The sequence below is a fragment of the Flagellimonas sp. genome (assembly GCF_965222555.1).
Classification (GTDB): Bacteria; Bacteroidota; Bacteroidia; order Flavobacteriales; family Flavobacteriaceae; genus Flagellimonas.
Window position 1 is genome coordinate 1 of the sequence record NZ_CBDCUG010000001.1, and the last position, 21,963, is coordinate 21,963.

Here is a 21,963-nt window from a genome sequence, read left to right on the forward strand (position 1 = left end):
CAGTCCGTTATAAAACTTCCGAAGCCTTTGGAATCGCCGCCCTGAACAGAAAGATACTCAACGATGGGAAACCCGTTTATCCTGAAAATTACTAGGTATATTAGGAATACGATTGCTAAACGCATAAAACTCTATTTGGTCAAGCCATCCATTATTTTAGTAGTTAATCGAAAATATTGGATATAATCCAAGGATGAGATAATTCAATTTTAACTTTGTGTATCTATTATCACCATATACTATTCAAAGGTGATAGTGAACATGTGTTGTTAAAATTGTTACGTTGGTTTCACTTTTTGTTTTTATTGTCTGTTTATTTTCATTTGGTAAAGATTTAAACCGACTTCCAGATTCGTTATTGATAAAAGAAGATTTCGTAGATGTCGGAGAATCAATTGCTCTGGAATCGATAAATGAATCTATCTTAATCGATTCCCCATACTTGAACTCTCAGAACAAGGCTGACATTGATCAAGGTGTTGATTTTTGGAAGGAGCAGTTCGACTCTGCTTGGGACAACCCCAGTATTGGAAAAAATGCTTTTGGTATGGCCAAAGCCATGTTCTATGCTGAATCTGGCGGAAACAGCCAAGAATATTACTATCTGGCCTGGCAATTGGATGGGGTCATCCAGATATGGCAGGCCACGGGCGACAACGAATATCTTGAAGATGCACTGACCATCATAGAGACTTGTATTGGAAAAGCCAAGGATGTGCGTGGAGGAAAATATAAGGGATGGGGGGTAACAAACCTTAAAAACAATAGCTATGCAAGAAATGGTGTCCCCCTCTACGAATCTTACCTTTTCAGGTATGTTGCCACACTGTTGAGGGTAATGTACCAATCCCCAAACCTCAGGGCCACCGAAAGATACCAAGAAAGGTACGAGGCCATTCTTGAGTTCACCAAAAAACATATTTGGGAAAAATGGTACACAAAGTCCAGTAACCAAAGTGATATTTACCGTGTAAACGCCCACATGACCTCACATTGGGCTAGGATTGCAATGGAACTCCATATCATCACCGGGGAGAACATATACAAAGAGGTCTTTGACAACATATCCTTTGCCGGCCTGCCCATTTATCCGGGAGCAAGCCTCAGGAACAAGTTGAAGAGCAACCCCAATTTCCCAACAGCATATACCTGGTCTTCCAAATGGGAAGGCTCAAGGGTGCAGGACACCTCACATGGGGCCGACATTGTGAGCTTCTGGACCACCGCCTACGAAAATGGGATGTACTGGAACGCCGAGGACATTGAAGCACTGCTCAATACCCTGAACAAAGTGGTATGGACAGAGGACAGCCCCTTGAAGTTCACTGCCAATGTGGACGGCTCGGGAGGCTCCAACGAATGGGATGCAGGTTTCCACAATTTTATTACCCTTGGAAGGTTCAGTGAGGAGGTACAGAACAGGATAGAGCTCCACTACAGCACAAAAACAGTCCGTTATAAAACTTCCGAAGCCTTTGGAATCGCCGCCCCTGAACAGAAAGATACTCAACGATGGGAAACCCGTTTATCCTGAAAATTACTAGGTGTCAAATCATATTGCAATTGCATTAAGTATTTAGGTCGATCTTGGGCAATAGAACGCTAATTGCTATGGTTTAATCGATTTTACGAATAGTTTCTACTTAATAATAGCAATCTTTGCCACAACTATACCATTAAGGAGTGTCAATTTCAAATTTATTCGCAAAAATAAAAGTATTTTCTAGGACAGACTATCTAAAAAATATAGTAGGCCAAGCCGGGGTTGTATTTATAGCCCAATTGATTCCTTTGATTTTTAGCCCACTGATATCCCGTGTATACAATGAACAAGCGCTTGCTGAGATTACCGGTATGGTTTCACTGTGTAGTCTTTTTTTGGTGTTCAGTAATTTTAAGCTAGGGCAGGCAATTGTTTTGGAAAAGGAAGATTACAAGGCAAGACAATTGGTCATTTTGATTCTATTTGTGAATCTTTTTACCATCTTACTTTCAACACTGATACTTTTTTCGTTTAAAGATTTTTTTGTAGAGAGTTTTAAAATAGACAACGTTGTATTTTACATTCCTATATATATATTGTCCTACTCACTTTTCAGTACGTTGGACGCATGGTTTACCCGACAAAAGAAATTTAAGAACCGGGCTTATGCCAAAATAGTAGAGTCTATATCATACCTTGCTTTTGCGTTCTCCGTATACTTTTTGGCAGGATCTAATGATTTTGGGCTTGCCCTTGGAAAAATCCTTGGTATTGTCTTAGGTGTTCTTTTTTGATTAGGCTGTCAAAATATAAATTTCCAAAGTTCACTTTTACAGATTTACGAAACTTACTTAATAAATATAGGGAGTTTCCATTGCACAGCATGCCCTCAAATTTTATAAATGTCATTAGTCTACAAATTCTAGTGATTTTCCTAGGTCTCTTTTATTCTAAATCTGAAGTAGGTTTTTTTGGTCTCGCAAATATGGTCATTCTCGCTCCAATCTCCTTTGTGGGACAAGCAGTGAGCAGCATATACTTTCAAAAGATAACCGAAGACGTTAACAAAGATAATTTTCGCCTTGCCTACAATACCTTTTTAAAAACATTTTTCCTTTTGCTTTCTATAGCAATTCCCGGATTTGTTGTTCTTTGGTTTTTTAGCGAATCACTTATTCCTTTTATTTTTGGAGAAAACTGGGTGCTAACTGGGAAAATTGCAAAAGAACTTTCTTTGGTTTTTTTGGTGCAAATTGTGGTAAGTCCTATCAGCGGTCCAACATTAATACCTTTAGGGAAAATAAAATTAAATGCGGTATGGCAATATTCCAGATTCCTTTTCATGGCATTGTCACTATGGATGATGGCAGCGGTTTTTAAACTTGATTTTTTGGATTTTATTAGGGGATATAGCTTTTGTGTGGTTATTTCGTATACAATTTACCTAATTGTGATTCATACAATTATAAAATCAAAAAGTGGAGAATAGCATGGAAAATTCGGCTAGCAAGAATTATCAAACCTATATCTTGTTCTTTTTATGGACAATAGGTTTAATATCCATCATTATTAGACTGTTTCATAAGATAGAGCTAACCCCTATTGTCTTAGCTATTGCTCTATTGGATATCGTATTAAACCTTGGAAAGAAAAATGGAGCTTTCAATATTCTCTCCTATAGGGTGATAATGTTGGTTTTTATGTTTTATGCCTGGTTGTTTTTTTCAAACATCTACTCCCCCTCCGCTAGCTATAAATTGGATAAAACCCTTGCTTTTGTCGCCAACTTGGTTTACTTCCTTTATCCATTTTTTATTAAAAGAATAAACTTCAATTTGCTTATACGTCTTTATTGCGTCGTTGTTCTGCCATTGTCCGCATATTTTGTTTATATGAACTCCATAGTATGGAAGGTTAGCTCTGCTAGCACCGAACTTTTTATGAACATAAGAGGGTCCTATTTAGTGTTTGGTATACAACTGGGTATTTTATTTCTTTTGCTATTGTATTTTAAAAAACATATAATCTTTAAAATAACTACCCTTGGCCTATTAGTTGCAAGTAGTGCCCGGGGACCTTTATTATTTACAATCCTTGTTTCAGTTGCCTACTTGTTTTCACAGAAGAAGTTCAGTGATTTCCAACCTAAGAACTTAGTACGCTTTGTATTTGTTCTCATTGCAACATCAGGAGTTTATTTTATGAAACAAGACGCCTTTAATTCATTACTGAACAATACTTTTTCCAGGTTTGGCTCATTGGTGGGAGGAGCAGATGGGTCCGCACTGGAACGGGTACGCAGATTGGATTTTGCCTTTACACAGCCATTCGAGAAACTTTCAACATTTATGTTTGGAAATGGAATTGGGAGCTTTGGAATTCTTTTTGAAAAAATTGATAGAAGATCTTACCCCCACAACATTTTGTTGGAGTGCTTTTTTGAATTGGGAATTATTGGTTTAATATTGTTTCTAATTTTGTTCATCTCAATATTCAGAAAAATATCATTCAAAGAAAATGTTTTGGGAATGTTGTTCATTTTTGCATTTTTAAATGCAATGAAATCTTCAAACATTACTGATTTATGGATTTTATTTGGAATTATGGGGTGCATTGTCTCTCTTAAATCAAAATTGGTCAATAAGATGTTGAATCAAAAAGACGGACAAAAACCAATTGAAGTACTAAACACATGAAATGTCTCCATATATCCAATGACTTTTCTTTGACAAAGGTCCATACCAATTTATACTCCCATCTTGATGAATTGGGTCTAGAACAAATTGTATTCAACCCGGTTAGAGGCAATACCCCTGTTGGAAACAATGCAATAGATTTTAAAACGAGGGAATCCAAAATTGTATACTCCAAACAACTAAAAAAGTATCATCGCATACTATTCAGAAATAAAATCAACTTTTTATTTCGGGGTTTGGAATCAAAATGCGACCTAAACACCGTTGAAGTGACGCATGCAACAACCCTATTTAGTGATGGCGCATTGGCTTACAAGGTTCACCAAAAATATGGGATTCCTTATGTTGTTGCCATTAGAGGTACTGATGTGTCGCTCTTTTTAAAATACAGACCCGATCTGATGTTCTTAATGAGGGATATATTGACAAATGCCGACAAGATCATCTTTTTAAGTGAAGCTCTTAAAAAACAATTTTTTAACAATAAGTACGTTAAATTGCTACAGCTTGACCTGAATGATAAAATCTCGGTAATGTTCAATGGAATTGATGATTTCTGGATATCCAATATCAATAAGGTAAGGTCGTTAACTCCCCATAAGGTCCTATATATTGGTAGGTTTGACAACAACAAAAATGTGGAGAGCCTCATTGAGGGGATTGTAAGCCTTAGAAGTGATTTTAAGAATTTGGAGCTGGATTTAGTTGGAAAAGGCGGTGGAAATGAAAGCAAGGTATTGGAATTATGTGAGGAGCATAAGGACTTTATAAAATACCATGGCCCTATTTATGACAAAAAAGAATTACAGAAAGTGTACCTATCCAATCACATTTTTGCAATGCCTTCCCATAGCGAGACCTTTGGATTGGTATATATAGAAGCTTTATCTCAAGGACTTCCCATAGTTTGCTCCAAAAATCAGGGCATTGATGGTTCTTTCAGTGAAAAAATTGGGGCATATGTAGATTCAAAATCAATTGATTCCATTTCAGATGGTATTAGACAAACCATTAAGGAATATGATTCCTTCGAGGTAGAAAAATTAGATTTCTCTGTCTTCAAATGGACAAGAATTGCAACTGCATATTCGGAGATCTATAAATCAATTGTGCACAAATGAAAGAAATCTACTTCTTACTAAAGTTTATTCTTAGTTATCCAAAGAATAAATTAAAAATGAATTCTATTCATTACAGCACACGTATAAGCCATAACTCTCTTATATCAAAATCTAAAATTGGAAAGGGGAACTATATTGCCTGTAACACGGTTATCATCAACACATCGATAGGAAATTATTGCTCCATTGCTCCAGGTGTTCAAATTGGAGGTATGCAGCACTCTTATTGGTGGTTAAGTACTTCTCCAAGATTGAGCAAGCACTGTATATCCAACAAAGTAACCAAAATTGGAAATGATGTATGGATTGCAGCTGGTTGTATTATTAAACAAGGAGTAACCATTGGTGATGGTGCCGTAATTGGTGCAATGTCCTTTGTGAATAAAGATGTACCAGAAAATTCCATCTATTTTGGAAGCCCTGCAAAATTTCATAAAAAAAGATTGGACGACTCCCTTTTTGCAACCATAAAGAAGTCTAATTATTGGAACCTAAATCCAGCCGAAGCTAAAAAAGCATTAACCAAAATTGAAGATGAAAATACTCTACCTCCATCAATACTTTAAAACGCCCCATACACCTGGTGGAACCAGATCATATTGGAACAGCTTGGAACTTATGAAAAATGGACATGAGATTACCGTGATCAGATATAGTCCATTTATTGATAAAAGCATGGAGCAAGAAGTAGTCGATGGGATAAAAATAATCACGTTAAGAGTTCAATATTCCCAGTCAATGGGGGTTTGGCAAAGGTTAAACTCCTTTGTCAACTTCATGTTCAGATCTACCATTGTGGCTCTAAAACAAAAAGAGGTAGATTTTGTTATTGCTACCTCAACACCTTTGACCATTGGTTTTCCAGCACTTGTTCTTAAAAAATTTCGGAAAATTCCATATTTGTTCGAAGTTAGAGATCTATGGCCAGAAGTACCCATTCAGATGGGAGGGTTAAAAAACAAAATGGTCATCAAAATTGCCTTATGGTTTGAAAAGACCATTTATAAAAATGCATCCCATATAATTGCGCTGTCTCCAGGAATGGAAGAAGGTGTGATAAAGACAGGGATTGATGCATCCAAGGTCGATATGATACCAAATATGTCCAAAATTGATAAATTTTGGCCCAGGGAGCCCAATATGGACCTTGTTCATCAACTAAACTTAAAACCCAATAGTTTCAAGATCATTTATTTTGGGGCTTTGGGGCAGGCCAATGCCATTGAATTTATCTTGGATACTGCATTTTTATTAAAAGAGCATGAAGATGTAGAATTCATATTCATTGGGAATGGATCTAAACAATCTTTGATTGAGGAAAGAATTAAAAGTCAAGAGCTCAGTAACGTCCATTTCTTAGGGATATTCAACATGGAAAAAACTTCTGAACTTGTCAATATCTGCGATGTTTCCTTGGTTACTTTTAGCAATATTCCAATTTTGGCCACCAATTCTCCAAATAAATTATTTGACTCCCTCTCCGCAGGGAAACCGTTAATCGTGAATTCAAATGGTTGGACCAAGGATCTAGTGGAAGACCATAAATGTGGTATCTATGTTGAGCCAGATCAACCTGAAGATTTTAAGGAAAAAGTGTTGGAACTCAAAGAGTCGCCGGAACTTCTCAAAGAAATGGGAGTTAATTCCAGAAAACTTGCCATGGAAAAATATGATAAATCCATATTGTGTAAGCAATTTGCAGATGTCGTGGAATCGTTGGACATAACTCCATAAACTAGCAATTTTAATCAAGTTGATTTATGTACAAATCTATTAAACGCTTCTTTGATTTTTTGGCTGCTTTATTTGGATTATTGCTTATTTCACCGGTTTTCATTCTGGTAACAATTCTTTTGTTCATGGCCAATAATGGCCACCCTTTTTACTTTCAGAAACGACCGGGTAAAAATGGAAAAATATTTACCATTGTGAAGTTTAAGTCCATGAACGATAAAAAAGATGCCAATGGCAATTTGCTTCCTGATGAAAAGCGAATTACAAAGGTGGGTGCATTTGTAAGAAAAACATCATTGGATGAACTGCCGCAACTGTTCAACGTCTTAAAAGGCGACATGAGTCTAATTGGCCCGAGACCTTTAATGGTGGGATATCTGGAATTGTACAACGATTTTCAGAAAAAAAGACACTTGGTCAAACCAGGTGTTACAGGTTGGGCCCAGGTCAATGGCCGAAATGCAATTAGTTGGGATCAAAAATTTGAATACGACGTTTATTATGTGGAAAATCAAAGTTTTGGCCTAGACATCAAAATCCTTCTAATGACCATTAAAAAAGTATTTATATCAGAAGGGATTTCCGCTGATGGTAGTGCAACCATGCCCCTGTTTACAGGAAATGCTAATCCAAATGAAAAAGCATGAAACTTAGTATAGTCATCCCTGCATACAACGCCGAAAAATATATTGAAACTTGTCTGGAAAGTTGTGTAACCCAAGACATGGATGCAACCGATTATCAAATCTTAGTTGTTAACGACGGTTCAACGGACAGTACAGAAAACATTGTTCTGGACATGGGCAAAAGTCATCCAAACATAAGCATTATACATCAAGAAAATAAAGGAAATGGTGCGGCAAGAAACACCGGGGTCGAACATGCCATCGGAAACTATATTCTTTTCTTGGATGCTGATGATTATGTGGCTTACAATACCTTTGGAACACTTATGCAAATGTTGGAGGAACATGATTTGGACCTTCTTGGGTTCTCTTCCAAAAACGTAACGGATTCCAGTGAGACAAAATCCCAGCATAGCGCTGATGAGGTTCAAATGGATGCCGTGGTGAACGGAATTGATTTTATTGGAACATATAATTACAAAGCCGAGGTCTGGTGGTACTTTGCAAAAAGAGAATTTTATAACAGCTCAGGCACTTTTTTCTATGATAGAAAGTTCGTGCAGGATTCCTACCTTACCCCTACCCTGTTCAGTAAAGCCAAAAAATCCGCATTCGTCAACTACGACATTCATAGGTACAGAAAATCTCCAAACTCAATCACGAGGAATAAATCGGTCAATCATCTCAATCAACATTTTCAAGACTTATCCTTTTCCGTTAAAAAACTATTTGAGCTTAGAAAAAAACTTATTGCAGCTGGTATTACAAACATGGACGCACTTGGGCGTTTGCATGTCAAACAGCAACGTTATGTTTTTATAATTATTGTCCGTTTTATAAAATCGAACATTGATGCCGATCAATTAAGACAAATGCTCAAAAGTTTTGAATCATTGGAAGCATACCCAATGGACAAATTCATGTCCATTTCAGATTACCGGAGCCCCGCCTACCAATTGCTAACATTTATTTTCAATCGGAGCTATCTGTTGTATCCCGCCATTAAACTGTTTAGAATCATTAGAAGATAAAAAAGTTATACCATAAAAATCTGTAGATAATGGAGTTATGCAGAATTTTTATGGCAAAGCACTCAATAGTGCGTAAAGAAATTTCCTTGGTTGCCACTTACCGCACAAATTGTTCATTTTAGTGATTTTTAGCAACATATAGATGTTAAGGATTTTTAAAAGCCAAGTATGCAGTTTTCCCGATATCGGGAAAATCTGTAATTGGTAGAGGTTTTTATCCTTAAAATATTCTATGCACTAATTTCACATTCAAATACAGATTCCAAAGTCAAACTAGTACAGTAAAAGTTTGGTTTTAAGTACAACCAAAAAGAATTTACCCCCAACAAATTGTAGATTATGAAACGTATAGAGTCTAATAGTCAGAAAGATTGGGTAAAAAATGCAATTGCTCTCAAATATCCATTGGTAAACAAGATAGTGTTTTACATAATGGTACTCTCCACTACATTGATCGGCTTTTTTAAAGGAGTATTGCCAGAGTCAAGCGGTAAAGATGCCCAATGGTATCCTGCCAAGCTGCTTTCGGAAAACATCGATTTTTATAACTTTTATTTGTTGAATTTTGAGGATTGGTTCATGAGAAGTGTACCAAATTATTATTTTCAGCTCTACTACTTATTGCAACCAGCTGGATCTATGCCCTGGGAAACATTTAAACTGGTTTGGTTTTTTACCAATGTTGCAATGCTACTGTTATTTCTGTTCTTGATCAAGAAGGATTTTGAATTGGGGTATAGGGAAATGAACATTGTTTTTCTCCCATTCTTTATTGGTTTTCCCTTAATAAATTTATTTACCAACGGACAATCAACATTACTGATATTACTTCTAATCTATTTGGTGTGGAAATACAGGGACAATAGAGTGCTACTCCCTATTCTTTTGTCTTTTTTAACCATAAAATACTCTTTTGCAATTCCCATATTGTTTGGCTTCTTGCTCATGGGGTATTATAGATCAGTTATTTGGAGTGGACTTATTACATTGATATTTCCATTAATTTATTCTTTACAGTTTGGTTTGGATTTTATCTCAACGGTATTTCTGCCGTTTAACGTTTCAACCAGTGTCACAGCCAATCCCATTGGGTCAGGACCTGCTGATTTGATGAGTTTGTACGGACAACTCTCGGATGCTCCATTGATTGGTGTTAATATACTTACTATTACTTTGGCCATTTTTGTAGCTTTTTTTGCGTTTGTCTGCATAAAATATCAACTTGATAAGAAAACGGTTTTTCTGGGTTCCATTTTATTTTCCCTATTCGGTTTTTTTCATTTTGGACACGACTACATTATATTTCTTCTATTGATACCATTCGCAATCAAAATGAGGCATTTTAAACTTTTTTATGTATACGCCCTTGTTTTTTGCTTTATGCCCAGAATCATAAGATTATTGGACATGATTCTACAAACCAATATAGGAGTTAAGGAATTTATGAGATCCGAGCTTTATGTGATTTTTAATGTTATCGTTTTGATCAGTTGCTTTGTTCATTTGATCAGAACGGACGTCAAATTCAAAAAAACAAGCATGGCTGCATTAACCAAAACTGGCAAATGCAATCCGCAAAGCGGATAAAAGTGACTATCAACCTCAATGCCCCTTAATTCGGGTAACGAAATCTAAAAAACCAATGAACACCAAATTTAATTTTATCTACTGCCTGGCTGGAAAGGGTAAAAGATTTACCGCCCAACAAATAACCTTGCCAAAATATCTTCTGCAATTGGAGGATGGACAAACCATTCTGGAAAAGAGTATTTTAGAGTTTAACTTTTCCGCCGCAGTTGACCTTCACCTGGTAATCAATGAAGAGCATCAGGGTTTTGTGGGCCAAATTGAGGCCATTCTCTCCAAATTTGAAAACAATTTTAGCATAGTGGTCACCCCTGACACCCAAGGACAGGCAGAAACTGGTTTCATTGGATGCACCCACATCCATAACCAAGATCCAATTTTCTTCTTCAACGGGGATACCATTTTAAGAGGCAGGGATGTTGCAACCATGTCCACAGAAATGACCAGTGGATTTGCCGGTGCCATCGACATTTTTTTAGAGAGCAGAAACCATTTTAGTTTTGTGTTAATGAACGACGAGGGTTTGGTAGAAAAAATTGCAGAAAAAGATCCCATTTCCAATTATGCCACCACAGGTCTTTATGGATTTGGCAATAAAGAAGTGTATGCAAAATATTACCATGACATTAGAACCACCAACGAAATGTACATAAGCGACATCTATAAACTAATGCTTGAAAACAACGAAAAAATAAAAGGGTATGTGTACAAGAATGAAATGGATACCATCATTCTAGGAACACCAGAAGAATATTTTTCAAACAAACATAAAATATGATGCGTTATTTCAGAAAAATATTCACCTTAATATTAGGAATCGTATTTATTGTATTGGTTGTTGATTTTTTGGATATCAAGAGCTTGGATATTCGAGAAGTGACCACGTATTATTTCGATTGGAAAATCATCTTTTGCATTGGTTTTTATTGTATTTCCCATTGCATCCGTTCTTTACGACTATATATAATTTCTGGAGATGTAAACGCTAGTTTAAAAAGTATTTTTTTAGAGCAGTTCAAAACTAACGGGGTAAACCTTATAATGCCCTTTAAGCTTGGCGAAGCATACAGGTTTGTACGGTTTAAGGAAGTTTTTAAATCTGGGTTTACCTCTATCAATACCATCATAATAGAAAGGTTCTTCGATTTTTTCACGCTTGCCTTCTTGTTTTCAATGGGGTTGTTCATCTTCCCAGAGGAAGTACCGGAAATTCAAAACACTTTGGTAACGGTAATGCTTGTTTTGTTGGTATTGTTGGTAACGGTACTTGCTTTGGAGGACACTGTTTTGATCATTCACAAGCGCCTGTTGTACCGCTTCAAAAACTCCTTTAGCTTTACATTGCTAAAATTCTCGCATGAGTTTTTGGTGAACCTAAGGGAGGCCAAAAAGGTCCTAAAATCCAAGTCATTATCCATTCTTTCGTTTACCATTCTGATTTGGAGTTTTGAACTTTTAAGTTTACTGATGTTTTTTGAAGCTTTGGATTTTAGAATAGATCTTTTGGTCCTACTCACGGTTTTCATTGCGTTCTCTTCCTTGCTTCCCAATGGACCTCTTGGTTTTGGTGGTGTACAGTTGTCATTCTACACTATATTTTTATTGTATGGACAATTTGATAATTATCTGGTAGCTTCAACAGCATATACCATTTACATTTTTGGCTCAGGACTATTAATTTCAATTGTTCTTTTTGCTATCAATTTTTTTAAAAAAAGTAAATGAGAGAAAATAAACTTATCATAGATTTAGACAATACGATCACAATTGATGATAAAAGCAGGGATTATCCTGATAAACCAGTAAATAATCTTGTAAAGGACACCATCAGCAAGTCAACAGACAAATTTGATGTAACCATATTTACCGCAAGGAATATGAAGTCCCTAAAAGGTGATCTTAAAAGAATACATGAACATACCCGGCCAATAGCTTTGAAATGGTTGGAAGAAAACAATGTTCATTTTGACGATGTCATTTTTGGTAAACCGTATTGCGGAGAAGAAGGTCATTATGTTGATGATAAGAACATTTCCATTGAGGAATTTGTATTCAAGTTTTCAGGGCCGTTCAAAAATGTCTCTATTGACATCGTTGTTCCATTTTATAATGAAGAGGGAAATATTTTAAAGGTATATGAAGACTTAAAAAAGTTGGAACGAATTTTCCATGTCCGCAAATTCCTTTTTGTCAATAATGGATCAAAGGATGGGTCGGCTGCACTGTTTGAAAAATTGGCCCATGTTGAGAAGAAAATTGAACTGGTCGATGTAAAAGTAAACCAAGGCTATGGTTATGGCATAAAACAAGCTTTCCAAAAAAGTACGGCAGATTTTATTTTATTGAATCATTCCGATAGGCAATTTGATGCTTACTCCTATTTTTTAACCCATATGGAGTCATTGCACAAATTGCAAGAACCGGCCACGATTTTTTCCCTAAGAAAGAACAGACCATTTTCGGACGCCCTGTTTACTTCCCTCTTACAAATGACTTTGAGTGTTTTGTCTCTTAAACGCATTAGGGAGTTTAATGGCCAGCCAAAATTGATAGAGCGAAAATTAATTGGAGATGTTAACAAACTTCCAAATGATTTTACGCTAGACTTTATGATTTACAAAATTGTTAAACCAAAGCATTTTTACCCTGTTATTGAAAAACCAAGGGACAAAGGGGTTTCCAGTTGGGGCAAAAATATATTCGGAAAACTTAAGGTGTTTTTCACCTACATCTCAACCTGTTTAAAATGACCGAGTTATATTATTTTGATAGTCTTATTGAGTCCGATAAAATAAGGGAGTATACCGTTAGCACAAAATACTCCGAAATACGTATTGGAAACAAAACCGTTAAAGAGCGAATACAAAATTTATTTCGTCATCAAGAGCTCAAAATGATAGATAACCCGCCATCTGTTAACCCGGATACGGCTTCCAATATTGTTTTGGTTTTCAGCTCCAGCGTTTTTGCCAAGGATTTGTCATTTTTGTCAAAGTTCTTGAAGTTTTCCAGCTATTCCATGATTAACACCTTTTGGGGCCATAAAAACTGCTTTATATACAAGGGAAGCAAGGAACGCTTTGTCTCGTACTTAATGGACGGTAGGGAAAAGGACATTTATTTTGTGAAGTTTCCTGATTTCATCCTTGATCTTACCTCGCTACCGGAGCTTAAGGCACTGTTGAGCAATAGTCATGACTCTCGCCATTTCAATGATATTAAAAGTGTAGGTGATTTATATCTAAAAAAATCCACGAATTCAGCAAAGCTAAAGACCGAGTACGAATTTCTTAAGCATGTGCCCAGACACTTACAAAAGTATTTTGTAGAAGTATTTGAGTTTAAACAGGAACCCGACTATGCAGAATATTCAATGGTATCCTATGACTATAAGGATGTTGCAAATCAATATTTAACAAATAGTCTTACCCAAGAGTCCTTTCAATTATTATTGACTTTGATACAACATTATTTTGAGGACGCCAAAAGGAAAGTAGATGCTGAATACTCTAAAGATTCTTTCAATAGTCTCCTGCAAAAAAATGCGGAACGTCTGGAACAAATAAAAAAACTGGACTACTACGATGAATTGAACTCATTTATTGAAAATCATAAAGGAATTTCCATAACAGACCATCATACTAGAATAGAGCAAAAACTAAAAAATAAGGAAAAAACCTATAAGAAAGAAGATTATATATTTTCCCACGGAGATTTGTGCTTTTCCAACATTCTGTTTTCACCTCAAAACAAGGAGATCAAATTAATTGATCCCAAGGGCTATGAAAATAAGGGAATGAGATCTCCATATTATGATATGGCCAAGTTGTCCCATTCCATCTATGGCAAGTATGACTTAATCATCAATAATATGGTGGAAATATCTTTTAATAATAAAATGAAGGCCTCCCTGGATTTTTCAAAATTTGATTACCTAAAGGATTTTAACCATCATTTTGATAAACTTGTTTCCAAAATGAAACTGGATATGGAATTGGTCAGGTTAACAGAGTCTTCCCTTTTCTTGAGTATGATTCCATTCCATTTTGAAAACAAAAGAAAAGCATTCAGGTTGTGCATGAGATCGGTGGAGATCTTTGAGGAAATACATCCTAAAGAGGTAACTAAAACACAATAAAACCATGATAAAGACCATAGCTGAACATTTGATCCATTTACTTGTTGTATTGCCCATAATTATTTGGGCACTGAAAAAAAGAAGCGTAAACAACATCAAAGTGCTTATTGCTTTTTCAGTTTTCTTTCTCATCAATGGTATCTTAGTACATTTACCCTTGGAATTTGAAAATCTGAACATTTTTACGAGTCAATGGAACTGGGCAGGTAAAGCATTTGGGATCATCGGCTCTATTATTTTTGTCCTCTTCTACAAAAAGTTTAGTTTAAAAGACTACTATCTAACCACCAAACAGGATAAGGGATTTCTAAAAACCGGTATACTTGTAGTAGTGGTTGTTTTAATTTTTCAGTCTGCTCTTGGCTTCTTTACTGGGAGCTCAAAGCCTTGGGATCTTGAAACCATTCTCTATCAATTGACCATGCCAGGTATTGAAGAAGAAATTGCCTACCGTGGTATTATGCTAGGCCTATTGGTGCAAGTTCTAAAACCTCAACGTTGGTCATTTATCCATCCAGCCATTGTGGTTACAGCACTTCTCTTTGGAATGGCCCACGGTCTGGTATTAAACGAGTCGTTTAGGCTTAGTTTTAGAATGTTCCCATTTTTCAATACCATGTTACTAGGTTTGGTGTGGGGTTGGATTACGATGAAGAGCGGTAGTATTATCTTGGCATTAATTTCCCATAACCTAGGAAATGTTGTGCAAAACCTTATTCGAATGAGGTGAGCAAAACATCTTTCGTGGACATGTGCCCTTAACTATATGGTTACATATTGTTTGAGTCGAACTGACACAAATTTTCCGGGGTTACACTCCAGTATTGCTACCAAGTCTTTGTTTCAGGTGGTCAGATAAGCGGTGCGTCAGAGCAATCAATGTAAGTGTGGGGTTAACTGCCCCAGAGGTTGGGAAACAGCTCGAACCCGCAACAAATAGGTTAGAAATTCCGTGCACTTTACAATTGGAATCTACCACTCCTTTTTGGGGGTTTTCATGCATTCTTGTGGTTCCCATATGATGAAAGCCACCATTCACAATTTCAGGAAAGGAAGTGTCACTATCATCCCTAAGAAACTCATTAAGTCTTACCCTTCCCAATCCTGCAGCGCCCATTTGTTGGCCCACAACCTCAATGGTTTTTCTTATCGAGTATTTATCCAGAGATGTCAACTGCCAATGTAAATGTGGTTTTGGAACACCTAGTTCATCAACTTCATTGCTGAGGGTAACGCGCGAGTTTGGATTTGGAGATTGTTCTAAATTACAGTCCAAACTAAAAGCTGTAGGTTCCCATATTTTGGTCTTTAGCCTAACCAGTTTACTAAAAAATGATCTGTTATCAGCATTTTCCATGGCTTTTCTGGGATCCTCTTCTTGCCATGTCTCCATCAAAGGTTTTAGCTGTTTGCTCAAATTAAGCGGTGCCAAGGAAACCGTGGCATTCAAAACACCATTTTTCCTCTGTGCATCCTCTGTCAGCGCCATTTCAGCCTTGGTCTTACCCCAAGAATATAAATCTGTTTTAAAGGTGTTAAAAAGCCTCAATTCTCCAGCTTTGGTCTCAACATGCTCCATAAAATAACGTCCAAGATTATCATGGTCATTACCCAATCCTTTTTTGGATTGTTTGTTTGATACAAGTAACAGTCTAGTATTTTGTATAGCACCACAAGCCATTACAAAGTACTTGGCCTTAACCTTGTATCTTTTGCCGGTATGATTGGTAATATCTATTTGGTTTACCGTCGAAACCTCTTCATTGGCCTTAATATTTATGACACTTGCATATGTATAAAGATGAATATTCTGAGCATTTACTATTGTGTCCTTGTAGACACCTCCGAAACGGGAAGGGTTAATCTGCCAAATTTTAGTCCTTATTGTATTTTCATCAAGTGGAAAGGCTATTAGATTGGGTCTATCATCTTTCCAATACGAATAATCATAATTAAACGGTCCAAGTTGTAACGTTTTTTGGGCACGTTCATAAAAAGGAACCAAATCTTTCCTTGTAATCGGCCAACCGCTATATGGCACATAATCTCGGGTGTAAAAATCTAGCGTATCCATAGGGGAACACATACCAGTCCAATGGCCCGTTGTACCACCAAAATAACGTAACCGAGTAGATTGAAGGGGAAAGTACTTCTGCCCAGATAACTCCCCTGAGTTTAGTTTTTGCAATTCTGGCTCAAATTCAAAACCTCCACTTTCCAACAGTATGGTTTTATAAGGAGTCCCTTTAAGGTCCAAAGCCATGCTTATACCTGCCGCCCCTGCCCCAATAATGCAGATATCGCCTTCAATGGTTGTATTGTTGTCTAAAGTTCTGGTATCAATATGCATACAGCCCTTTATGAGTTTTTAATCGCGAACAGCGCACTCTGGCGGGCCTCAGTTTCAGAAAGAATCCAGCCATCTACGATTATGGTTTCATTTGTTTTAAAATCGTCACGGACAACATCCCTTAATTTATCAAAACTAGTTTCGCTGTCTATGCCCGATTTGGACAATAATTTTAGCAGCTCTTCTTCATCTGCTTCATTTGTCCGCTCACCAGTATATTCCTTTCCAATAGTTTTGATAGCTGTCGAGTCCATAATAATGGCCAACTCCTGTGGCGTAAAAAGCGTATCTCCTAAAATCCTATGCCCAAACTTTGATAAATATAGGTAACAGGAAGTTGCAACTACAATTCCTGCTCCCGTTATCGTCAAAAATTTTCTTCTATTCATCGATTACTGCTGGTTATTGTCAGGCAGCTACACTTCCAAGACTGACGACTTGACTTCATACTCCATTTATGCCAGCATAACATTTTATTTTGAGCTAAGATAAAGATTTTACCGTCTGAGGGTTCTCATACAATTTTTTTCTTATGGTATAGAACCCCATTAGTATTGTAATTATCCACATCACAATACTAATATTGGAATCAACTATAAACTTTTCCGAATAATAACCTACTTCGTAGGTGTAATCCCAATAATAAATCCGTTTCCCAACCTGGTAAATTGCTAAAACCGCTACAAGACCTAAAAGCATGTTCTTTGCTTTTCTTCCTTTTGGAAAGTATGATTTAAAGTGGGATAAGACCGGGCCTATCAAGAAGATTCCGTAACAGGTAATGTTCAGCGCGAACTCTATATTTAGCAAAAGTGTATTTCCCATATGGAAAAAGCAAAGTATCACTAAATAAATTCTCCATGCCCTTTTGCTTCCTAAAAGAAAAACAAAGCTTATCAACTCAATTGTAGGGGCCAAATGATCGGCAATCTCAAAGACAATATAGGGTGTTTTAAACACGCTTTTCGCTAGTAAAAGACTTCTGTCATATGTAAAAAAGCCTTTGTAAAACCAATCCAGAAACCCAATTTCGTTAGCATTAAAATCAACCCATCTGAGGAATTTTGGCAACCCTGCGGTAAAAAAACCAAAGGCTATGTAAATACTTAAGAGTGCCAAGGCCCATTTTTGAACGTTGGGATTTATCTTTTTGTCTTTAAGAAAAGCTGATTTGGTACCAATATTGGTAAAGACACATGTAATCAATACAATAAGGAATAAATGTATCTCGTGGTCAATTTTACCAAAACTGAACTCAAAACTATAGCCAATATAGTTTATTATAAAAAGTAACAAGAAAGAAACCCTAGTTCTAATACCAAGAGTGACCATGATAAACAGCAGAATGTTCAAGGAGTCTAAAAGCACATAAAAGCTTTTATCCCAAAAACCATCCCATAAATAGGCTGCCGTAAACATATGAGGTTGAAAAAAGCCTTGTGGGGCATCACCAAACCAAATCCATTCTGGTAGATAATGGGCCAACATGAATATGCCGATAAAAATTCTGAAGTAGGCAAGCGACTGAGTGTCAACTGCACTATTTCTTTTTATTCTTTCGAAAATATTCCCTAAGAAATTATCTATATAACTCAAAGTACCGCTCATCTTTAACTGTTTTAGAAATCACTTCTCTTGTTTCTTTATCAATTTTTATTTCCGTAAACTTGACCAAAAATGTGGAATCAACACAGTTTTGCTCTGAAAGTCCTTTCCTTACCCAATTTCTGGTTTGTTCCATATCCTCTTCATCCGCATATGGAGTATAAGGATTTTGGATAGTATCATTATCAGCGTCATATGGCAAAGCACCCAAATAGTCCGGAGTGATAAAATAAATCATATGATGGATGTAGATCTTCTTTAAAAAAGAGCGCTTGTTCAATTTAACGAATTGGTTTGTTTCCTTGCTCTTTCCGTATAAATCCATACTGTTCAAAGAAATTTCCTTCCCAATATGCTTTTTTCCGGCACCACCGGGAAAAATGGCAGCTGGAAAGACTTCATAATCCGCTCCCATTGTTTTGATGACCACAAAGGGCACCAATAGAAAAAAGGCAACAATAAGAAAGGTCCAAATGTTCTTATATTTTGAAATCATTGTAACAAATCTTTTATTTGTATCTTAGGTTTAGTAATGTTGTTTAAATTGAGTAGGTGGAAAGCAAACAATTTCCACTTCTTTGATTGAATCCATATTATCCTTAGTTTCTCCTAAAATATCACCAAATAAGGCTTGTATTTTTTAAACCAAGAATGTTAAAAGTCTTTAACAAACTTATTGCATTTATCATCATTTGTTAAAAGATTATCAGCAAAATCGATGAAGTTATAATATAACCCGTTAAAAAGAGTTATGGCAAAGAGCAATTCGTAAAAAACAAAATTATTGTATCCGTATAACGCTAATATGATTCACTATTTTCTATATTTAGTGCGCAAACACACTGTCAACATATCCATTATCTAAACAAAATGAATATCTTAATAACATCTGCGGGGAGAAGGGTATCCCTTATAAGATCATTCCAAAAAGAACTGGAAAAAATATACCCAGATGCCAAGGTCGTAGCTGCTGATTCCGATCCGGTGCTTTCCGCTGCTTGTCAAATTGCAGACCATCATTTTAAGGTGCCAAGACTTGACCAGCCCGACTATATTGGCACACTAATAGAACTATGTCATAAGTGGAACATTAAATTATTAATCCCAACAATTGACACAGAACTGCTGCTGTTGGCTGAAAACATAAACCTATTTGAAAAAGCTGGAATACAGGTGGTAATCTCTTCATACGATTTTGTGCAAAAATGCAGGAACAAGAGAACCATACATAAATTCTTTGAAAGCCACAATGTTGGCATTGCCAAAGAATATCCAAAGGACAACTTTGAGTTACCCATATATATAAAACCCATAGATGGAAGTAGAGGGGTAGACAATCATATTGTAAAAAATGAGGAAAGTCTAAGGGACTACTACTTTACCAATGAGAAATTAATGTTTCTAGAGTATTTGGACCATACCTTATATGAGGAATTTACATGTGATCTATATTATGATAGGCAACATTCCTTGAAATGCGCTGTACCCAGAAAAAGACTGGAAGTGAGGGATGGAGAGGTGTATAAGGCGCTAACAAGGAACAATGAACTGGTGTCTTACATAAAAGAACGATTTGGATATATTGAAGGCGCCCGAGGGTGTCTTACCGCCCAATTCTTCAAACACAAAAATGAGGACAAAATATATGGAATAGAAATAAACCCAAGATTTGGTGGTGGGTATCCATTGACCTATTTATCCGGGGCCAATTATTCCAAATGGATCTTGGACGAATATCTCCTTGATAAAAAAATTGAAGATAAGTTCAATAGTTGGGAAGATAACTTATTGATGATTCGTTACGATGACGAAATTTTGGTCCATGGATATCAATGTTAATGACAAGACTGTCATCGTCTTTGACTTGGACGACACACTTTACAACGAATTTGATTTTCTAAAATCTGCCTATACCCATATTGCCAAGCAACTTGAGCCCTCAGATTGGAAGTCCCTTTTGGTTTTGATGCTTTCTCTATATAGATCAAAAAAGAATGTTTTTGATGTTTTGGCTGAGCGTTATAACCAGTCAAAAGATTCACTTATTGAGATCTATCGAAATCATACTCCGGACATTAGGCTGTTTCCGGGGGCTTTGGGGATATTAACAGCAATTAAAAATCGTAAGGGCAAAATTGGGATTCTGACGGATGGAAGGGTAAAAACACAGTTGGCAAAAATTAATGCGCTTGGTATATCAGACTTGGTCGATAAAATCGTTATATCTGAAGCTATTGGTTCCGAAAAACCAGATACTCGAAATTTTAAAATTTTTGAGAAGGATTTGCAAGCGGAGACATATTGTTATATAGGTGATAATTTGAAAAAAGACTTTGTGGCCCCCAACCTACTTGGCTGGAACACTATAGGCCTAGTTGATAATGGCCTAAATATTCATTATGGTGCCCATCAGTATTTTGACCAACAATATTTGCCAAAACAGTTTATTTTATCAATTGATGAAATAGTCGTGAGCTAATGGAATTTTTAAAGAGTTGATTTTCAATATAAAAAATGTAAAGCGATTTTTTTAACGTATGATTGAAATTATTAGAGATAAAGAACAATGGGATTCCTTAGTGGGTTCAATTGAACATTCAGATTTTTATCACACTTATAATTATCACGAGTTATCCAGAAAGGATAATGAACGTCCTGTACTTATTAAATATACAGAGCAAGATACAATAATTGCCATTCCACTCTTATCAAGAAGGGTTTTTGAGACTGACTACTATGATTTAACCTCCGTTTATGGCTATCCTGGCCCCATAGGCTCAAACATTTCAAAAACTTTCGACAATACAAAGTTTAAAAAAGAATTAGGTGCCTTTCTTCATTCCAAAAAAGTAGTTTCAGTCTTTTCAAGATTAAACCCATTCATAAATCAGCAAGAGGCAATTCTCAAAAATGTTGGATTTATTGCCGACCATGGAAAAGTGGTTAATATTGACCTTACCCAAAAATTGGAAATTCAACGACAGCAATACAACAAACGTCTAAAAACATACATTAACAAATCCAGACGACTTTGTACACTCTCCAATGCAACAACACAAGAGGAAATCCAGCTGTTCATTGAAATGTATTATGAGAACATGCATAGAGTAAATGCTAAAAGGGACTATTTCTTTGATAAAGCATATTTTGACAATCTTTTGGGGAGCAATGATTTTGAGGCTGAGATATTACTCACTTCTTTCAATGAAAATAAAGAAGTAATAGCGGGTGCCCTATTTGTCAAAAAAAACAACATTGTGCAGTACCATTTGTCCGGAGCTAGGGAAAAATACTTGTTTCTGAATCCTGTTAAATTGATGATAGATGAAATGAGGATCAAAGCTACCAAAGAAGGGTTTACCTATTTTAATTTGGGAGGCGGAGTAAATACCAAAGAGGATTCTCTGTTTCATTTTAAATCTAACTTTTCAAAAGATTTTAAAACCTTCAAGTTATGGAAATACATAATAGATGAAGAAGCATATTGCGATCTTGTTAGAAAAACTGGAAAGGATTGCCGAATAGAAGATAATGCATTAAAAGTGGACTTTTTCCCATATTACAGGCACAATATTTAAAAACGGAGTTAACA

Annotated in this window: 22 protein-coding genes; 18 read left to right on the forward strand and 4 right to left on the reverse strand. The window is 36.2% G+C overall.

The features are described 5' to 3' along the window. The first annotated feature begins 283 nt into the window (after positions 1–283). The 15 genes from ACOQO1_RS00005 to ACOQO1_RS00075 all read left to right on the forward strand — a co-directional run bounded on the left by ACOQO1_RS00005 (position 284) and on the right by ACOQO1_RS00075 (position 15,146). Positions 284–1,534: a hypothetical protein gene (locus ACOQO1_RS00005; protein ID WP_420600839.1), complete on the forward strand. Its 1,251-nt coding sequence runs from the start codon at positions 284–286 to the stop codon at positions 1,532–1,534. Positions 1,535–1,683: 149 nt separating this feature from the next. Beyond that, positions 1,684–2,277 (forward strand): lipopolysaccharide biosynthesis protein, encoded by a 594-nt coding sequence (locus ACOQO1_RS00010; protein ID WP_420600840.1) that lies wholly within the window; start codon positions 1,684–1,686, stop codon positions 2,275–2,277. Continuing rightward, on the forward strand, positions 2,274–2,972 hold the full coding sequence (locus tag ACOQO1_RS00015; RefSeq protein ID WP_420600841.1) for an oligosaccharide flippase family protein: 699 nt from the start codon (positions 2,274–2,276) through the stop codon (positions 2,970–2,972). The genes ACOQO1_RS00010 and ACOQO1_RS00015 overlap by 4 nt, the downstream gene beginning before the upstream one ends. A 451-nt stretch (positions 2,973–3,423) precedes the next feature. Continuing rightward, the gene (locus tag ACOQO1_RS00020) at positions 3,424–4,179 is read left to right on the forward strand and encodes an O-antigen ligase family protein (protein WP_420601270.1); all 756 of its coding nucleotides are present in this window, start codon (positions 3,424–3,426) and stop codon (positions 4,177–4,179) included. Beyond that, positions 4,176–5,300 carry a glycosyltransferase gene (locus ACOQO1_RS00025; RefSeq protein ID WP_420600842.1) on the forward strand — a complete coding sequence of 375 codons (1,125 nt, stop codon included), beginning with the start codon at positions 4,176–4,178 and terminating at the stop codon, positions 5,298–5,300. Before ACOQO1_RS00020 ends, ACOQO1_RS00025 begins: the two co-directional genes overlap by 4 nt. Before the next feature lie 56 nt (positions 5,301–5,356). Beyond that, positions 5,357–5,866 (forward strand): acyltransferase, encoded by a 510-nt coding sequence (locus ACOQO1_RS00030; protein WP_420600843.1) that lies wholly within the window; start codon positions 5,357–5,359, stop codon positions 5,864–5,866. Beyond that, complete coding sequence (locus ACOQO1_RS00035) at positions 5,835–7,034, forward strand: glycosyltransferase family 4 protein (RefSeq protein WP_420600844.1); 1,200 nt, start codon at positions 5,835–5,837, stop codon at positions 7,032–7,034. The genes ACOQO1_RS00030 and ACOQO1_RS00035 overlap by 32 nt, the downstream gene beginning before the upstream one ends. A 26-nt stretch (positions 7,035–7,060) precedes the next feature. Further along, positions 7,061–7,681, forward strand: a complete 621-nt coding sequence (locus ACOQO1_RS00040) for a sugar transferase (RefSeq protein ID WP_420600845.1) — start codon at positions 7,061–7,063, stop codon at positions 7,679–7,681. Then, positions 7,678–8,691 (forward strand): glycosyltransferase family 2 protein, encoded by a 1,014-nt coding sequence (locus ACOQO1_RS00045; protein ID WP_420600846.1) that lies wholly within the window; start codon positions 7,678–7,680, stop codon positions 8,689–8,691. The genes ACOQO1_RS00040 and ACOQO1_RS00045 overlap by 4 nt, the downstream gene beginning before the upstream one ends. A 339-nt stretch (positions 8,692–9,030) precedes the next feature. Next, positions 9,031–10,278 (forward strand): hypothetical protein, encoded by a 1,248-nt coding sequence (locus tag ACOQO1_RS00050; RefSeq protein ID WP_420600847.1) that lies wholly within the window; start codon positions 9,031–9,033, stop codon positions 10,276–10,278. A 55-nt stretch (positions 10,279–10,333) separates the two neighbouring features. Continuing rightward, positions 10,334–11,056 (forward strand): sugar phosphate nucleotidyltransferase, encoded by a 723-nt coding sequence (locus ACOQO1_RS00055; protein WP_420600848.1) that lies wholly within the window; start codon positions 10,334–10,336, stop codon positions 11,054–11,056. Continuing rightward, the gene (locus ACOQO1_RS00060) at positions 11,053–12,003 is read left to right on the forward strand and encodes a lysylphosphatidylglycerol synthase transmembrane domain-containing protein (RefSeq protein WP_420600849.1); all 951 of its coding nucleotides are present in this window, start codon (positions 11,053–11,055) and stop codon (positions 12,001–12,003) included. The genes ACOQO1_RS00055 and ACOQO1_RS00060 overlap by 4 nt, the downstream gene beginning before the upstream one ends. Further along, entirely contained in the window at positions 12,000–13,028 is a 1,029-nt protein-coding gene (locus ACOQO1_RS00065; protein WP_420600850.1) for a glycosyltransferase family 2 protein, read from the forward strand. Before ACOQO1_RS00060 ends, ACOQO1_RS00065 begins: the two co-directional genes overlap by 4 nt. Then, positions 13,025–14,416 carry a hypothetical protein gene (locus tag ACOQO1_RS00070; protein WP_420600851.1) on the forward strand — a complete coding sequence of 464 codons (1,392 nt, stop codon included), beginning with the start codon at positions 13,025–13,027 and terminating at the stop codon, positions 14,414–14,416. Before ACOQO1_RS00065 ends, ACOQO1_RS00070 begins: the two co-directional genes overlap by 4 nt. A 4-nt stretch (positions 14,417–14,420) precedes the next feature. Next, positions 14,421–15,146: a CPBP family intramembrane glutamic endopeptidase gene (locus ACOQO1_RS00075; RefSeq protein WP_420600852.1), complete on the forward strand. Its 726-nt coding sequence runs from the start codon at positions 14,421–14,423 to the stop codon at positions 15,144–15,146. Positions 15,147–15,227: 81 nt separating this feature from the next. Here the strand turns inward: ACOQO1_RS00075 and ACOQO1_RS00080 are convergent, their stop codons facing one another. The 4 genes from ACOQO1_RS00080 to ACOQO1_RS00095 all read right to left on the reverse strand — a co-directional run bounded on the left by ACOQO1_RS00080 (position 15,228) and on the right by ACOQO1_RS00095 (position 18,867). Further along, a complete protein-coding gene (locus tag ACOQO1_RS00080) occupies positions 15,228–16,766 on the reverse strand; it encodes an FAD-dependent oxidoreductase (protein ID WP_420600853.1) in 1,539 nt (512 codons plus the stop codon). 8 nt (positions 16,767–16,774) lie between these two features. Further along, positions 16,775–17,155, reverse strand: a complete 381-nt coding sequence (locus tag ACOQO1_RS00085) for a hypothetical protein (protein ID WP_420600854.1) — start codon at positions 17,153–17,155, stop codon at positions 16,775–16,777. Between the two features lie 94 nt (positions 17,156–17,249). Next, the gene (locus ACOQO1_RS00090) at positions 17,250–18,374 is read right to left on the reverse strand and encodes a hypothetical protein (protein ID WP_420600855.1); all 1,125 of its coding nucleotides are present in this window, start codon (positions 18,372–18,374) and stop codon (positions 17,250–17,252) included. After that, on the reverse strand, positions 18,346–18,867 hold the full coding sequence (locus ACOQO1_RS00095; protein WP_420600856.1) for a hypothetical protein: 522 nt from the start codon (positions 18,865–18,867) through the stop codon (positions 18,346–18,348). Before ACOQO1_RS00095 ends, ACOQO1_RS00090 begins: the two co-directional genes overlap by 29 nt. Before the next feature lie 374 nt (positions 18,868–19,241). Between ACOQO1_RS00095 and ACOQO1_RS00100 the strand changes: the two genes are divergently transcribed. From ACOQO1_RS00100 to ACOQO1_RS00110, 3 genes are read left to right on the forward strand one after another with little or no spacing between them, the layout of a single operon-like run. Continuing rightward, positions 19,242–20,210 carry an ATP-grasp domain-containing protein gene (locus tag ACOQO1_RS00100; protein ID WP_420600857.1) on the forward strand — a complete coding sequence of 323 codons (969 nt, stop codon included), beginning with the start codon at positions 19,242–19,244 and terminating at the stop codon, positions 20,208–20,210. After that, positions 20,194–20,850, forward strand: coding sequence for an HAD family hydrolase (locus tag ACOQO1_RS00105; protein WP_420600858.1), 657 nt, complete (start codon positions 20,194–20,196; stop codon positions 20,848–20,850). Before ACOQO1_RS00100 ends, ACOQO1_RS00105 begins: the two co-directional genes overlap by 17 nt. A gap of 58 nt (positions 20,851–20,908) precedes the next feature. Continuing rightward, positions 20,909–21,949 carry a GNAT family N-acetyltransferase gene (locus tag ACOQO1_RS00110; protein WP_420600859.1) on the forward strand — a complete coding sequence of 347 codons (1,041 nt, stop codon included), beginning with the start codon at positions 20,909–20,911 and terminating at the stop codon, positions 21,947–21,949. Positions 21,950–21,963 lie beyond the last annotated feature (14 nt).